The organism is Streptomyces sp. YGL11-2 (assembly GCF_050054615.1).
Taxonomy (GTDB): domain Bacteria; phylum Actinomycetota; class Actinomycetes; order Streptomycetales; family Streptomycetaceae; genus Streptomyces.
In genome coordinates, this window is record NZ_JBNHIN010000002.1 from 126,817 (window position 1) to 142,404 (window position 15,588).

Genomic DNA, 15,588 nt, shown 5'->3' on the forward strand with positions numbered 1-15,588 from the left:
CCCCACCCCGAGCCCTGTGAAGTGAGTTCTGTGGTGTGGCCTCTGCGCTCCCGGCTCTGCGCTCTCCAGGCAGGCCGCCGAGCCGACACGTGTCAGGCCGCTGCGAGGGCCTCATCCCACGCCGCACCGGCCGCAGCATCAGCCGCGTGCTCGTCGACGTCGACACCCAGCGCGCGCAGACCGGTGGCCAGCGCCGCCAGCGCGGCGAGCACCACCGCGCGGTCAGCGGCACGGCCGTAGTGGTTCACCCGGATCATCTCCTCGGCCAGCGCACCCGCTGCGGCCTGCACCGGAACCGAGCTGTCGGCGGCAAGCGCCGCGGACACCACCTCACGGGCGTCCACACCCACCGGCGCGCGGAGCGTCGTGGCGGCCGGCGCCGCGTCCTCGTGCCGGATCACATACGGCACCGGTCCGCCCAGCACCGCCACACCCGCACGGACCGCCGCCGCTGCCGCACGGTGCCGGGTGATGACCGCGTCCAGCCCCTCGGCCTCGACACGGTCCACGGCCTGTTCCAGCGCGAGCATCTCCAACTGCGCCGGGGCGTGCGGAAGGGCGGTACGCCCGCCGTCGATCCAACGCTCCTTCCAGTCCAGCAGGGAGAGATACGAGCGCCGGGGGGCCTGCTCATTGGCCGCGATGCGCTCCCAGGCACGGGCGCTCACCGACACCGCCGAGACACCGGCCGGACCGGCCAGCGCCTTCTGCCCACCGATGACGCACAGATCCACACCCCACTCGTCGGTGAGCAGCGGCTCGGCGCCCACCGATGCGACCGCATCGAGCATCAGCAGCGCCCCGTGCTCCCGCACCACCGCACCGATCTCGGCAACGGGATTGGTGTTGCCGGTCGCCGCCTCGGCGTGCACCAGGCTCACAAAGTCGATCTCGGGGTGCGCCCGCAGCGCCTCCGCCACCTGCTCAGGCGCTACCGCACCGGTGAAGGGCGCGGTGATGGTCACCACCTCGGCGCCGCAGGAGCGCAGCCAGCCACCGAACGTCTCGCCGTACGGGCCGGTGATGATGTTGAGCGCGGTGCTGCCGGGCGGGACCGCCGAGCGGATGCATGCCTCCAGGGGCAGCAGCGCCTCGCCCTGCGTCGCCACGACATCGCTGCGGGTGCGCATCAGCGCGGCGACCTTGTCCTCGATCCGCGCGAAGCGGGCCGCGTCGAGCGGTGGCAGGTCGAGCAGAACCGGGGCGTCGGAGGTGGCAGTCACGGCAGTCACAGTGGCCTTCCAGCGGTAGCGAGCCGCGCGGTGCGGCGGCTCCTGGCATCTCGCTCGACCCTACGTCCGGCCCGGACAGCCCCGTACGGGCCCCGGGCGCCCGCCGTTGGTCTACGGGCCCGCCGCGGCCCGGGGGCCGACGCACCGCAGCCCCCGCCCTGTTCGTCCCCGGCCGCTCAGAGCCCTCGCCAGCCTTCCGGGTCCACCCCTCCCGGAACCGGCTCCGCAGGCGCGTACGGACCTCGGGTGAAGACGAAGGTCCCCAGATCGAGATGGCTGACCGAACCGTCCTCCGCGCGCACCACCCGCAGCGTCTCGCCCGCGTAGTAGCCGTCCAGGCCGGTCCAGGTGCCGTCCGGCTCCGGCCGGAAGCGCGAGGTGCGCCCGGCCCCGGACAGCGTCACCAGCTCCAGTCCGCGCTCTTCCCTCAGCCGCAGGGCAAACGGGTTCGCGCCCCAGTACCAGGGGCCGGTCACTGCCAGCAGTTCCTCGTCCACCGGGCCGGACAGCGGGCGCCATGGCTCCGGGATCCGCGGCTCGTGCTCCGCCGTGACCTCCACGAGGTCGGCCGCCACCGCACTGATCGCGACCCCCGAGGTGCAGTTCGCGAGGGCGATCCCCGCCACGTCCTCCTCGGTGTCGATCCACAGCGCCGCCAGGAACCCCGGCATCGACCCGGTGTGCCCGGCCAGCAGGCGTCCGCCTCCCGTCGGCTGCCCGCTCACCCGCACCAGTTGCAGCCCCAGACCGTAGCCCGCGTCCCAGCCCGCGCCCTCCGGCGGCACCGCCGGGATCCGCATCTCGGCGACACCGGACTCACTCAGCACCCGGTCGTCGCCCCGCAGCAGGAACGCCGCCCATCGGCACAGATCCTCCGTGGTGGACCACAACTGCCCTGCCGGCCCCATCAATCCCGTTTCCTCCGCGGGCTCCGGCAGCATCACATCGGCCCACGGATGCACCGCCCAGCCACCCGCATGCGGCATCTCCGGCCGCAGCGTCGTACGGGCCATGCCCAGCGGCTCCAGCACCTCACGCCGTAGCACCTCGCCCCATGACTGCCCGTCCCGCAGCTGCTCGACAATCGCACCGAGCAGCGCATAGCCGAGGTTGGAGTAGTGGTGCCGCCGCCCGGCCACCAGCCGCTGCGGTCGTTCCCCGAAGAGATCGGCCCGTTCGGGCCGTAGCTCCCCCGAAGTCCGCTCCCACCACGGGCCGCGCGCCTCCGCCGCCAACCCCGAGCTGTGCGCGAGCAGTTGGGCGATTGTCGCGTCCGGCACGGGGACGTCCGCCAGGTACGTACCGATCGGGTCCTCCAGTCGGAGCAGGCCCTCGTCCCGTAGCCGGAGGACCATCACAGCCACAAAGGTCTTGGTCAGCGAACCGATCCGGTACTGAACATCGCCGTGCGGTACCTCGCCGTCCACCGAACTCCGGGCCCCCGCCCATACCGCTCGCCCGCCCCGCACCACCGCGCCCACCATCGACGGCGCCCGCCCCTCGGCCTGCGCAACCGCCAGCCTGCGCACCAGCGCCCGCCGGGTCTGCGGCATCAACTCCCCATACGCCTCAGCCGAATCGACGGACAGCACTGCACGCGGCGCCGCCTCCCGCACTCCGCCCTCACCCGGCTCGGGCTCCTTGGACTCCGCGGACTCCACGACGGTCATGACGCTCCTCAACGAGACGATCCACCTGCCGAACCGGCTAGTCGGCCCTGTTCACCGGTGGGCCACTGCTCACCGCGCGGCCATCCTGCCCCGACCACCAGGCCCCGCGCCTCCGGGTTTCACGTGAAACGAAGGCTCAGCCACTGGCGTCGTCGTGTCACACGAAACGCCACCTCAGCCGGCGCGCCCATGTTTCACGTGAAACCGCGGGTTGGCGGAGTCGCCACCGTTTCACGTGAAACCGGAGCCTGATCACCACGTGACTGTGTCACGGGAGACAGTCGCACCCGTCTCAACACCCCAGTGCGGCCGCCCCGATCACCTCTCCAAGCGCGGCCTGTTCCTCCTCAGGGAGCCAGCGCGCCGCATGCACCATGTGCAGCGCGCTCCGTAGTCGCACCCGGTCCTCGTCGGTCCCGAGATACCCCAGGTACGCCGGAAGCGTCAGCCCCAGTGCCTTGAGATCGCCGCGCGCACACCACCGTGAGAAAAGCTCCCGGACCGGCTCCTCGACGGCGTCGTCGAGGCCCCACCGCCTTCCGGCCTCCCCGTCCCCCTCGGCTGCTGCCGCAGCCTCCGCATCCCGCAAGCCGTCCGCGATCGCGAATCGGTTCCAGTCGCCGTACTGCCCCTGCGGCGCATCGGCCACCCGCTCCGCGGCACGGGCGAAATACGCATGAGCCGACGCCAGTTGACCGAGCTTTCGGTGCGCCTGCCCCATGTTCACGTACAGCGACGGGTAGAAGCCCCGCACCCGCTCGTCCCCCACCAGATCGGCACGGTCCAGACACTCCTGGTTCCAGCGGAGCGTCTCCTCGGGCGAGTTCTGATGCCGCGCGAGATAGTGCGCCGCGATACACGCCTCATAGTCGTCACGGGCGCTGTCCCAGGCCCGCTGGAACAGTCCGAGCGCCGCCTCGGGACGCCCCTCCGCCTCGGCCTGCATACCCGCCACGCACAACCGCACCACCGGCAGCTCCGGATCCATGCGCCCGCTCCCCTCATCGCCCATCAGCCATCCCGCCCCGCCTGCCGCCGTTCCCCCCCCCCGGCCATCAGCCACGGGTCCCTGCACGTACCGGCATCACCAACGTCGTGAAACTCCCCTGATCCGCGGAACGGACCACCACGGGCCGGTCCGCCGCAGCGATCTCCAGCAGCACATCGGGCCCCACTCCGGCCTCCAGGACCGGCACGAACACCGCCGGATCGAAGGCAATCCGCACCCCCGGCCCCGTACGGACCACCCGCAGCCGCACGGGCTCCCGGTCGCCGCCCGCCACCTCCAGCACCTGTGCCGCCTCGGGCTGCGCGCCACCGTCGGTGTCCGCCGTGTCCACACCGGACGTCAGCGACACCACTCCGCTCCGACCAGCCACCGCGTCCCGCAGCTTGGCCCGGTCCACGATGAGCCGGTGCCGTCCGGCCTCAAGCCCGGCCACCATCAGCCGGTAGTCCGGAAACTCCCCGGGATCCGCCGCCTCGTTCGTTCCGCAGACATGGGCCCACTGCGCGATGTCCCCGTGCTCCCCGCTGCTCCGCATCCGCAGCGACACCCCAGCCCGCGTGTCCGCCCCGGCGCCGCACTCCATCTCGACCGCCACCTGACGCACGGCCCACTCGGCCAGCCTCTGCGCCGCGTCCGCGGTGATCAGTACCCGCCGCGCGCTCCCTTCGAAGACCTCCGGCCGCAGCACCCGCACCGCCATCCGGTAGCGATCCGTAGCCACCAACCGCGCCTCACCATCGGCGAGTTCGAGCAGCAGGCAGCCCAGCACCGGAAACTGCTCCCGCGCGGCGCCGACCGCCGCCGCGGGCGCCACCTGCCGCACAGCACTGGCGAGTTCCGGACCGCCGACCCGGGCCCGCACCCGGTCACCGCGATCCACCGGTTCCCCGGGCGCCTCCTGGAGGAACCCCTCGACCACCGCCCGCGCCTCGTCCGCCGCCCGCCGGGTGCGCTCCAGGTGAGCCCGCAGTACGCCCCGGGCCGCATCGTCGGGTCCGTCCAGCACGACCTCGACGTCCGTCAACGGCAGCCCCGCCGCACGCAGTTGACGCAGCCGCACCGCCCGGGCCATCTGCCCGGCGGCGTAGCGTCGGTACCCCGTCGCCGCATCCACTCGTGCCGGGCGCAGCACCCCGCAGTCGTCGTAGAACCGCAGCGCGCTCGGCGCCAGCCCCACCCGCCGGCCGAACGCGCCGATGCTCAACAGTTCCCCGGTGTCGTCCATGACCGCGATTGTCGAGCTTCAGGCAACATGAAGGTCAAACCGCACGCCTCCAAGGCCCGGCGCCGGTCACGGCCACCCGGGACCCGCCTCGCCCGTCTCGTGTCCCGCAGGCCGGTAGCGGGCCGGCGTCCCCGCGCACCAGTGCCCTGCCCGAGGAACAACCGATATCAGGGGATCGTGCACCACGGAGAGTCCGGGAGGAGACGGCCGCCGGTGGTCTCGCCGGCCCCCACGGGTCACCGCTGGCGGAGGTCCGGACCCGTCCTCTTGAAGCGGGCCGTGGTCTCCTCGGTGCCCCATCGGGTGAGCACACGCATCCCGCGCGGTGTGACGGTAGCGGCGTGACGCCAACAACCCGCCATGGCCGGGGCAATGGGTTTTCCGTACGGAACGGACGTGGAAACAGCCAGGAGGGCAGAGCGCACGAGAGGAGACCCGAGAGGGCCTCACCTCACGTCTGCGCCATATCCACAAACCGCGAATAGTGCCCCTGGAAAGCGACCGTAATCGTCGCCGTAGGACCATTACGGTGCTTCGCGACAATCAGGTCGGCCTCGCCCGCACGCGGCGATTCCTTCTCGTACGCGTCCTCGCGGTGCAGCAGGATGACCATGTCCGCGTCCTGCTCGATCGAGCCGGACTCTCGCAGGTCGGAGACCATCGGCTTCTTGTCCGTACGCTGCTCGGGACCACGGTTGAGCTGGGAGAGCGCGATAACCGGGAGTTCCAGTTCCTTGGCCAGCAGCTTGAGGTTTCGGGACATGTCCGAGACCTCCTGCTGACGGCTCTCGGCGCGCTTGGAGCCACCGGACTGCATCAGCTGCAGATAGTCGATGACGACCAGCTTCAGCTCGTTGCGCTGTTTCAACCGGCGGCATTTGGCGCGGATTTCCATCATCGAGAGGTTCGGCGAATCGTCGATATAGAGCGGCGCGGCCGAGACATCCGGCATCCGGCGCGCCAGCCGCGTCCAGTCCTCGTCCGTCATGCTGCCGGACCGCATGTGGTGCAGCGCCACCCGGGCCTCGGCGGACAGCAGACGCATCGCGATTTCGTTGCGCCCCATTTCGAGCGAGAAGATCACGCTCGGCAGATTGCTCTTGATCGAGCAGGCTCGCGCGAAATCCAGCGCGAGCGTCGAGTTGTGCGTGGGGACCATCGACCGCGTGGCCAGATACAGGTGATCGGGATTGTCCACCTGGACACAACGGACCGGGACGCTCGCCACTTCCCGCACGTCGGTGACGAAGCGCTGCGCAGACTCCGGACCGCCGGGGCGCCGGCGCTCATCGTGCAGGCGCCGCTTCCGCTCGATACCGAAGACGTCGTCGGTCGTGGTGAAGGTGATCAGATGGCCGGCGGAGGATTCCTCCGAGTGCTCCCCAACCTGCTCGGCGGGCAGGTCGCAGCCGTGGCCGAGGCTCACCACCAGCTCCCGGAATCCTTCGGCCACCGCCGTGCCGGCGGCCGTGAACTGCACCGAGCCGGTCTCGGTGACCGTTCCGCGCGCGTCGAGAAGCCCGGCGAGGAGCTCCCTCCGCTGGGCAACGGAAGCCCGCAGATACTCCTGAGGGAGATGGCCGTTGCCCAGGAGACCCAGGGTGCGCAGCAGCGGAAGCAGGCCATCGCCCGGTGTCCGGCAGCCCTCGGCCGCGAGACGCCGCACGATCTCCGGGTCGGCCGGGGCGAACTCCGCGGCATCGTGCTGCCCGGCGCCCAGCCACGCACCGAGGACGTAGGGCGGAACCGGCAGATCCCGGTGGGGAAGGTCGAGCGCGCCCGCGTTCCGCACGCTGTGGTGCGGACGCCGGCCGGCCGCGATGTCGTGCAGCGTCGCGGCGATCTCCTTGGTCGTCCGGACCGCGGCGGGGGCCCGCCCGTCGCCGGAACCGCCGTCACCGGTCGCCGCACGGGAGTCCCGGGTGTGGGTGAGCCACTGGTGATCGGCGTCGGCGATGACGGAGGTGCCGTCGTCGAACGAGATCTCGTAGCAGGGGCGCCCCGTCATGACCTCGGTGGCGGCCACCACACGCGTGGGCTTCCCCGTCGCGTCGAGCAGATGGTCACCGGGCTGGACCTCGCCCATGGTGGTCCACCCGCCAGGAGTGGGCAGCGGCGTGTCCAGCGCGAGGGCCTTACCCATCGCCGGACGGGCCGCGATCACGATCATCTGGCCCGGATGCAGACCGTTCGTCAGCGCGTCCAGGTCGGTGAAGCCCGTCGGCACACCGGTCATCTGGCCCTGACGGGAGCCGATCGCCTCGATCTCGTCGAGCGCGCCCTCCATGATGTCGCCGAGCGGGAGGTAGTCCTCGCTGGTCCGCTGCTCGGTGACGGCGTAGATCTCCGCCTGGGCGCTGTTGACGATCTCGTCGACGTCGCCGTCGGCCGCGTATCCCATCTGCGTGATCCGGGTGCCCGCCTCCACGAGGCGGCGCAGCACGGCCCGCTCATGGACGATCTCGGCGTAGTACTCGGCGTTGGCGGCCGTCGGGACGGACTGGACGAGGGTGTGCAGATACGAGGCGCCGCCGACGCGCCCGATCTCGCCGCGCTTGGTCAGCTCCGCCGCGATGGTGATCGGGTCGGCCGGCTCGCCCTTGGCGTACAGGTCGAGGATCGCCTGGAAGACCAGTTCATGGGCGGGGCGGTAGAAGTCCTCGCCCTTCAGGACCTCGACGACATCCGCGATCGCGTCCTTGGAGAGCAGCATGCCTCCGAGCACGGACTGCTCGGCGTCCAGATCCTGCGGGGGAACGCGCTCGAAGCCGCCGGACCAGCCGCCGCCGTCATCGTCGCGATCCTGGCGCTCGCCCCGGCCGCGGCCCTTTCCGTCGCCCCGGCGGGAGCGGGCGGCCGGCAGCAGGTCACTCGGACCGGAGTCCGCCCAGGGATCGTCCATGGGCTCGGGAACGCTCACCCCGGCACCTCCTCCCGTCCGCGACGCGGACCTTGCTGTGCTGTTCTTTCTTACGGCACAGCTCTGACATTCGAGACGCCCGACTCCGGTTACGGCGCGTCGAGTTCGGACGAGGTCTCAGGCCGGAACAGGCGGCGGGTGCCGGACCACGGTAGGCCCGCGCGCACCGTCCGCCAATCTGGTTATCCACAGGCCATGTGGATGACTGCCCCACAGCTGTGGAGAAGTCCCCGGATCCTGTGCACGGCACGGGGGAAACTTCTGTGGACAAGCACACAATCACGCCAGCATCGAGCCTCTGACCTGCGCATTTCTCATCCATAGCCTGTGGGGGAGAAAAACTTCGGCAACCTGTTCATGATCGTCGCAAACGCCACACAGAAGGCACCTCCACAGAGCGGGAAGTAAGGATCACTAGGCAGTTGCATCTCTTACCTGTGGAAGATTAGATTGCTCCTCATGACACAGGCTCCCGCGACGCCACGGCGCGCCCACCGCCGCCATGACCGCGAGATCCTCGCACTGGCCCTGCCCGCCTTCGGCTCGCTGGTCGCGGAACCACTCTTCGTCATGGTCGACAGCGCCGTCGTGGGCCACCTCGGCACCCGCCAGCTCGCCGGCCTCGGCGTCGCCGCCGCCCTCCTGACAACCGCCGTCTCCGTCTTCGTCTTCCTCGCCTACGCCACCACCGCCGCGGTCGCCCGCAGGGTCGGCGCCGGCGACCTCCCGGCCGCGATACGCCAGGGCATGGACGGCATCTGGCTCGCCCTGCTGCTCGGCGCGGCCGTCATCGCCGCCGTCCTGCCCACCGCCCCCTGGCTCGTCGAAGCCTTCGGCGCCTCGCCGACCGCCGCCCCGTACGCCGTGACCTACCTGCGCATCAGCGCGCTCGGCATCCCCGCGATGCTGGTCGTCCTGGCCGCCACCGGCGTCCTCCGCGGCCTCCAGGACACCAGGACCCCGCTCTACGTCGCCATCGGCGGGTTCTCCGCCAACGCCGCCCTCAACGCCGCCCTGGTCTACGGCGCCGGGCTGGGCATCGCCGGCTCCGCCTGGGGCACCGTCATCGCCCAGTGCGGTATGGCCGCCGTCTACCTCACCGTCGTGATCCGCGGCGCCCGCCGCCACGGCGCCTCGCTCCGCCCCGACCCCGCCGGTATCCGCGCCTCCGCACAGGCCGGCGCTCCCTTGTTGGTCCGTACGCTCTCGCTGCGCGCGGTGCTGATGATCGCCACCGCGGTCGCCGCCCGGCTCGGCGACGCCGAGGTCGCCGCCCACCAGATCGTTCTGACCCTCTGGTCCCTGCTGGCCTTCGCGCTGGACGCCATCGCCATAGCCGGGCAGGCCATCATCGGCCGGTACCTGGGCGCCGACGACCGCGCCGGCGCCCGCGACGCCTGCCGGCGCATGGTCCAGTGGGGCATCGCCTCCGGCGTCGTCCTCGGCGCGCTGGTGGTCCTCGCCCGCCCGCTGTTCATCCCCCTCTTCACCGCCGACCCCGCCGTCCAGAGCCCGCTGCACACCACGCTTCTGGTCGTAGCGGTCACCCAGCCGGTCGCCGGCGTCGTCTTCATACTCGACGGGGTGCTGATGGGCGCCGGGGACGGCCCGTATCTCGCCGGCGCGATGGTCGTGGTGCTGGCAGTGTTCGCCCCGGCGGCGCTCGCCGTACCGGCCCTGGGCGGCGGTTTGGTCGCCCTGTGGTGGGCGATGGCCCTCATGATGACCGTGCGGATGCTGACCCTGTGGCTGCGCGCCCGCTCCGGACGGTGGATTGTGACGGGAGCCTCCCGTTGAATCGGCTCCCGAATTTCCGGCCCGCATCGATAATGACCATGTGCGCTCGCTTGCCAGAAAGTCCGTACTGCCCCTGACGCTGGTCATCGTGGGGGCAGCCGCAGTGGTGGGCTACGCCGCGGAGGAGACCCATACGAGCAGAGGCAGCGGTCGCAGCAGCTACGGCAAGTCCGGCGAGCCTGGCCAGGCTCCCCCGGACCAGGACCCCTCGGCGACCGCCCCCGCCCAGGACGGCACCGCGTACACCCCGCGCAGGACCGAGGAGAACGCCCGGATCGGCGCGGTCTTCGAGAAGGACGACCACGGCGCCCACTTCTGCACCGCGAGCGTGGTGCAGAGCCCTGGCCGGGACATGCTGATCACGGCCGCCCACTGCGCCTTCGACGCGGACGCCGGGAAGCCGGTGGACGACCTGGTCTTCGCCCCCGACTACCGCAACGGTGACGAACCCACCGGCCTGTGGAAGGTCAGCAAGGTCGTCGTCGACGACCGCTGGGCCAAATCACAGGACGAGGACCTCGACGTCGCCTTCCTCACGGTCGACCCGAAGGACGGCAAGAACATCCAGGACGTCCTGGGCGGCAACAGCCTCGGCATAGACCGCGGCTTCAACAACGACGTCAAGATCACCGGCTACCCCACCAGCCGTGACACCCCGATCTCCTGCCAGAACCGCACCACGAAATTCAGCGACACCCAACTGCGCATCCAGTGCACCGACTTCGAGGGCGGCACGAGCGGCAGCCCTTGGCTCGCCGACTACGACCCCAAGAGCCACACCGGCACCGTCATCGGCGTCCTGGGCGGCCATGAAGGCGGCGGCGACGAGGACGACGTCTCCTACGCCGCGTACTTCGACGACGACATCGCCAAGCTCTACCAGCGCGCCCAGAACGAGGACGGAGACTGACCCCGGCCTCCCGCGCCCGTCGCACATGGCGAAGGGCCGTACCCCGCAACGGGGTACGGCCCTTCGGCGTTGTGCTGCGATTACGCGGCGACGACCTCGACGCCGAGCTTCGCGACGACCTCGGCGTGCAGACGCACGGAGACCTGGTGCGCGCCCAGGGTCTTGATCGGCGAACCGAGCTCAACACGGCGCTTGTCGACGTCCGGACCACCGGCAGCCTTGATCGCCGAGGCGACGTCGGCCGGGGTGACGGAGCCGAACAGGCGGCCCGCGTCGCCGGCGCGAACGGCCAGCTTCACGTTGACGCCCTCAAGCTGGCCCTTGATCTCGTTGGCCTGCTCGATCGTGGCGATCTCGCGGATCTTGCGACCGCGGCGGATCTGCTCGACGTCCTTCTCGCCACCCTTGGTCCAGCGGATCGCGAAACCACGCGGAACCAGGTAGTTACGGGCGTACCCGTCCTTGACGTCCACGACGTCACCGGCGGTGCCGAGGCCGGAGACCTCGTGGGTGAGGATGATCTTCATTAGTCGGTCACCCTTCCCTTATCGCGCGGTGGACGTGTAGGGCAGCAGCGCCATCTCACGGCTGTTCTTCACGGCCGTGGCGACGTCACGCTGGTGCTGAGTGCAGTTACCGGTGACCCGGCGGGCACGGATCTTGCCGCGGTCGGAGATGAACTTCCGCAGCAGGTTCGTGTCCTTGTAGTCGACGTAGGAGATCTTCTCCTTGCAGAACACGCAAACCTTCTTCTTAGGCTTGCGAGCAGGCGGCTTCGCCATTGTCTCTCTCCAGTGAGTTCAAGAAGTGTGTGCTGACGCCCTCAAGGCCCCGGCCGCTCCAGTCGCCGTTTCACGTGAAACAGGCGGTTTCACGTGAAACACCGCAGAACCGGATCGGCTGTACGGACCTAGAAGGGCGGCTCGTCCGAGTAGCCACCACCGGAGCTACCGCCCCAGCCACCGCCGCCCTGCTGGCCACCGCCGGCAGGACCACTGGTCGCCCACGGGTCGTCGGCGGGCGCACCGCCGCCGCCCTGCTGGCCGCCGCCGGGGCCGCCGCCCCAGCCGCCGCCACCCTGGCCACCACCCTGCTGACCACCGCCGAAGCCGCCGCCCTGACCACCACGACCGCCGGTCTTGGTGATCTTGGCCGTGGCGTTCTTCAGGCTCGCGCCCACTTCCTCGACGTCGAGCTCGTAGACCGTGCGCTTCACGCCCTCGCGGTCCTCGTACGACCGCTGCTTGAGGCGGCCCTGGACGACCACGCGGGTACCCCGCGTCAGGGACTCGGCGACGTTCTCCGCCGCCTGACGCCACACCGAGCAGGTCAGGAACAGGCTCTCGCCGTCCTTCCACTCGTTGGTCTGGCGGTCGAAGGTGCGGGGAGTGGACGCGACGCGGAACTTCGCGACCGCCGCACCGGACGGGGTGAAGCGCAGCTCGGGGTCGTCGACAAGATTGCCGACAACCGTGATGACGGTCTCGCCTGCCATTAGGGGAACCTCTCGGCGGGTGTGCTGCTGGCTGCTGGTGTTGCTGCTACTCGAACCCGGTTACCGCTGGGCGCTGACGCGCTCAGTGGGTCTCGGGACGGAGGACCTTGGTCCGGAGGACCGACTCGTTCAGGTTCATCTGACGGTCGAGCTCCTTGACGACCGCAGGCTCGGCCTGCAGGTCGATGACCGAGTAGATGCCCTCGGGCTTCTTGTTGATCTCGTACGAGAGACGACGACGGCCCCAGGTGTCGACCTTTTCGACCTTTCCGTTGCCCTCACGGACGACGGAGAGGAAGTTCTCGATCAGCGGGGAGACAGCGCGCTCCTCCAGATCGGGGTCGAGGATGACCATCACCTCGTAGTGACGCATGGTGAACCCACCTCCTTTGGACTCAGCGGCCACGGTCGTTCCGTGGCAGGAGGGTCGTAATGCGTTCCGCGCCAGCCCGCCGGAGTGTCCGGGCAGACATGGGCGCAGACCGTACAGAGTACCTGCATCCGAGCTTCCGGTTGAAATCCGGCCGCCGCACCCCGCAATCTGGAACACAACGGGTGTGAGCGGCGTTACAGTGCGCCGCCCTGTCCAGTCGGAGGTGCCGTATGGCACAGGCAGCACGGACCCAGCGGAACCTGCTCGCGCTTCTCAACAGCGACGGCCAATCCCATCCCGTCGAGAACACCCTCGCGGTCACCACCCTCGTCCTGGGTGTGATCGCCGTTCTCGCGGCTCTCTCCCCCAGCCTGCACCTGGTCAGCTCCTGGGTGGGCCTGATCGGAATCGGAACGGGCCTCTGGGGCCAGTTCATCTCGTCGACGACGGGTGAACGCTTCCTGTTGATCATCGGGCTCGGGGCAGCCGCCCTGGGCTTTTACATCGGCCTGGCACACGGCGGCCTCTTCGGCGGCATCATCGGCTAGGCGCCGCCGCACTGCGGCATACGGAGCCCTGCCCCGTACGGCCCAGACGGGGTGCTCCCCGGTCACAGTAGGCTTCGGCGCGAGAGCCGGAGCCCCGACCAAGGGGGACACACCAGCCGAGGAGCGCCCCGCATGAGCCTGACCCTGAGGACCATCAGCCGAGAGCAGCATCTGGCGTACATCCAGAGCCTGCCCGCTGCGAGCCACATGCAGGTCCCGGCCTGGGCGGACGTGAAGGCCGAGTGGCGGTCGGAGAGCCTGGGCTGGTTCGACGCCACCGGCGAACTGGTCGGCGCGGGTCTGGTCCTCTACCGGCAGCTGCCCAAGATCAAGCGCTACCTCGCGTACCTCCCCGAGGGCCCGGTCATCAACTGGTTCGCGCCGAATCTGGAGGACTGGCTGCAGCCGATGCTCAGCCACCTCAAGCAGCAGGGCGCCTTCTCCGTGAAGATGGGCCCGCCGGTCATCATCCGCCGCTGGGACTCCGCCGCGATCAAGTCCGGCATCCAGAGCCCCGACGTCAAGCGGCTGCGGGACATCGAGGCCACCCACATCGAGCCGCGCGCCTTCGAGGTCGCCGACCGGCTGCGCCGCATGGGCTGGCAGCAGGGCGAGGACGGCGGCGCCGGCTTCGGCGATGTGCAGCCCCGCTACGTCTTCCAGGTACCGCTCGCCGACCGCTCGCTGGAGGAGGTCCACAAGGGCTTCAACCAGCTGTGGCGCCGCAACATCAAGAAGGCCGAGAAGGCCGGCGTCGAGGTCGTCCCGGGCGGCTACGACGACCTCGCCGAATGGCAGCGGCTGTACGAGATCACCGCGGAGCGCGACCGCTTCCGGCCCCGCCCGCTCGGCTACTTCCAGCGGATGTGGACGGCCCTCAACTCCGAGGACCCCAACCGCATGCGGCTCTACTTCGCCCGTCACGACGGCGTCAACCTGTCCGCCGCGACGATGCTCGTCGTCGGCGGGCACGTCTGGTACTCCTACGGCGCCTCGGACAACATCGGCCGTGAGGTCCGCCCCTCCAACGCCATGCAGTGGCGGATGCTGCAGGACGCCTATGCGCTCGGCGCCACCGTCTACGACCTCCGCGGCATCAGCGACTCGCTGGACGAGAACGACCACCTCTTCGGCCTGATCCAGTTCAAGGTCGGCACGGGTGGGCAGGCGGCGGAGTACCTCGGCGAATGGGACTTCCCGCTCAACAAGCTGCTGCACAAGGCACTCGACCTCTACATGTCGCGGCGCTGACCGCTCCACCGCACCGTTCGTACCCCTGACACACCCCAGCCACGAGAAAGGTTCCGGGCCGGCCATGGCGCTCACCCTCTACGTCGACACCGCGCGCTGGCGGGCGCATCAGCAGAGCGTTCTCCAGCAGTTCCCCGGGCTGGTCCCGGTCTGCAAAGGCAACGGCTACGGCTTCGGCCACGAGCGGCTCGCCGATGAGGCCACCCGGCTCGGATCCGACATCCTCGCGGTCGGCACGACCTACGAAGCAGCCCGCATCAAGGACTTCTTCAGCGGCGACCTGCTCGTTCTGACCCCGTTCCGGCACGGCGAGGAGCCGGTGCCGCTGCCCGACCGGGCGATCCGCTCGGTCTCCTCGGTCGAGGGCGTCGGCGGGCTGGTCGGCGCCCGGGTCGTCATCGAGGTCATGAGCAGCATGAAGCGGCACGGCGTCCTTCCTGAGGACCTGCCGAAGCTGGCCGCGGCCATCGAGGACGTCCGGCTGGAGGGCTTCGCGATCCATCTCCCGCTGGACCGCACCGACAGCTCCGACTCGGTGGAAGAGGTCATCAGCTGGATGGATCGGCTGCGCGCCGCCCGCCTCCCGCTGCACACCATGTTCGTCAGCCACCTCAAAGCCGACGAACTCGCCCGTCTCCAGCAGCAGTTCCCGCAGACCCGCTTCCGCGCGCGGATCGGCACGCGGCTGTGGCTGGGCGACCACGAAGCCACCGAGTACCGCGGCTCGGTCCTCGACGTCACGTCCGTCAAGAAGGGCGACCGGTTCGGCTACCGCCAGCAACGGGCGGCCTCGGACGGCTACTTGGTCGTCGTGGCGGGGGGCACCTCGCACGGCGTCGGCCTGGAGTCTCCCAAGGCGCTGCACGGCGTGATGCCGCGCGCCAAGGGCGTGGCCCGGGCCGGTCTGGCGACCGTCAACCGCAACCTCGCGCCGTACGTATGGGCCGGGAAGCAGCGCTGGTTCGCGGAGCCCCCGCACATGCAGGTGTCGATCCTGTTCGTCCCCGGGGACGCCCCCGAACCGAAGGTCGGCGAGGAGCTGGTGGCCCATCTGCGGCACACCACCACGCAGTACGACCGCATGGTGGACCGCTGATCCGGCCGGATCCCCCACACCCCTGCACCAGGGCCCGGTGCCGCCGGTCATCTCCGCGGCAC

The 15,588-nt window shown here is 70.2% G+C and carries 14 protein-coding genes; 5 read left to right on the forward strand and 9 right to left on the reverse strand.

Annotated elements, in window-relative coordinates:
* Positions 1-92: 92 nt before the first annotated feature.
* The 5 genes from ACO1BR_RS02895 to dnaB all read right to left on the reverse strand — a co-directional run bounded on the left by ACO1BR_RS02895 (position 93) and on the right by dnaB (position 8,038).
* Positions 93-1,232, reverse strand: a complete 1,140-nt coding sequence (locus ACO1BR_RS02895) for a pyridoxal-phosphate-dependent aminotransferase family protein (protein WP_426793437.1) — start codon at positions 1,230-1,232, stop codon at positions 93-95.
* A 176-nt stretch (positions 1,233-1,408) separates the two neighbouring features.
* Entirely contained in the window at positions 1,409-2,785 is a 1,377-nt protein-coding gene (locus ACO1BR_RS02900; protein ID WP_426793717.1) for a serine hydrolase domain-containing protein, read from the reverse strand.
* Between the two features lie 409 nt (positions 2,786-3,194).
* Positions 3,195-3,890 (reverse strand): hypothetical protein, encoded by a 696-nt coding sequence (locus tag ACO1BR_RS02905; protein WP_426793438.1) that lies wholly within the window; start codon positions 3,888-3,890, stop codon positions 3,195-3,197.
* A 67-nt stretch (positions 3,891-3,957) separates the two neighbouring features.
* A complete protein-coding gene (locus ACO1BR_RS02910; RefSeq protein ID WP_426793439.1) occupies positions 3,958-5,136 on the reverse strand; it encodes a MerR family transcriptional regulator in 1,179 nt (392 codons plus the stop codon).
* 451 nt (positions 5,137-5,587) lie between these two features.
* The gene (gene dnaB, locus ACO1BR_RS02915) at positions 5,588-8,038 is read right to left on the reverse strand and encodes a replicative DNA helicase (RefSeq protein WP_426793718.1); all 2,451 of its coding nucleotides are present in this window, start codon (positions 8,036-8,038) and stop codon (positions 5,588-5,590) included.
* Positions 8,039-8,515: 477 nt separating this feature from the next.
* Between dnaB and ACO1BR_RS02920 the strand changes: the two genes are divergently transcribed.
* Both ACO1BR_RS02920 and ACO1BR_RS02925 read left to right on the forward strand, forming a co-directional pair.
* Positions 8,516-9,853, forward strand: a complete 1,338-nt coding sequence (locus tag ACO1BR_RS02920; protein WP_426793440.1) for an MATE family efflux transporter — start codon at positions 8,516-8,518, stop codon at positions 9,851-9,853.
* Between the two features lie 40 nt (positions 9,854-9,893).
* Entirely contained in the window at positions 9,894-10,763 is an 870-nt protein-coding gene (locus tag ACO1BR_RS02925) for a trypsin-like serine peptidase (protein WP_426793441.1), read from the forward strand.
* A gap of 80 nt (positions 10,764-10,843) precedes the next feature.
* Here ACO1BR_RS02925 and rplI read toward each other — a convergent pair whose 3' ends face one another.
* The 4 genes from rplI to rpsF all read right to left on the reverse strand — a co-directional run bounded on the left by rplI (position 10,844) and on the right by rpsF (position 12,631).
* Entirely contained in the window at positions 10,844-11,290 is a 447-nt protein-coding gene (gene rplI, locus ACO1BR_RS02930) for a 50S ribosomal protein L9 (RefSeq protein ID WP_159509509.1), read from the reverse strand.
* Positions 11,291-11,308: 18 nt separating this feature from the next.
* On the reverse strand, positions 11,309-11,545 hold the full coding sequence (rpsR, locus tag ACO1BR_RS02935; protein ID WP_003978893.1) for a 30S ribosomal protein S18: 237 nt from the start codon (positions 11,543-11,545) through the stop codon (positions 11,309-11,311).
* Positions 11,546-11,673: 128 nt separating this feature from the next.
* The gene (locus ACO1BR_RS02940) at positions 11,674-12,258 is read right to left on the reverse strand and encodes a single-stranded DNA-binding protein (RefSeq protein WP_043265240.1); all 585 of its coding nucleotides are present in this window, start codon (positions 12,256-12,258) and stop codon (positions 11,674-11,676) included.
* 82 nt (positions 12,259-12,340) lie between these two features.
* A complete protein-coding gene (gene rpsF / locus ACO1BR_RS02945) occupies positions 12,341-12,631 on the reverse strand; it encodes a 30S ribosomal protein S6 (protein WP_003978891.1) in 291 nt (96 codons plus the stop codon).
* Positions 12,632-12,861: 230 nt separating this feature from the next.
* Here rpsF and ACO1BR_RS02950 point away from each other — a divergent pair, with 230 nt between their 5' ends.
* From ACO1BR_RS02950 to ACO1BR_RS02960, 3 genes are all read left to right on the forward strand, one after another.
* The gene (locus ACO1BR_RS02950; protein ID WP_426793442.1) at positions 12,862-13,179 is read left to right on the forward strand and encodes a hypothetical protein; all 318 of its coding nucleotides are present in this window, start codon (positions 12,862-12,864) and stop codon (positions 13,177-13,179) included.
* 132 nt (positions 13,180-13,311) lie between these two features.
* Positions 13,312-14,430 carry a lipid II:glycine glycyltransferase FemX gene (locus ACO1BR_RS02955; RefSeq protein ID WP_426793443.1) on the forward strand — a complete coding sequence of 373 codons (1,119 nt, stop codon included), beginning with the start codon at positions 13,312-13,314 and terminating at the stop codon, positions 14,428-14,430.
* 64 nt (positions 14,431-14,494) lie between these two features.
* Positions 14,495-15,526 (forward strand): alanine racemase, encoded by a 1,032-nt coding sequence (locus tag ACO1BR_RS02960; RefSeq protein WP_426793444.1) that lies wholly within the window; start codon positions 14,495-14,497, stop codon positions 15,524-15,526.
* Positions 15,527-15,588: the final 62 nt, after the last annotated feature.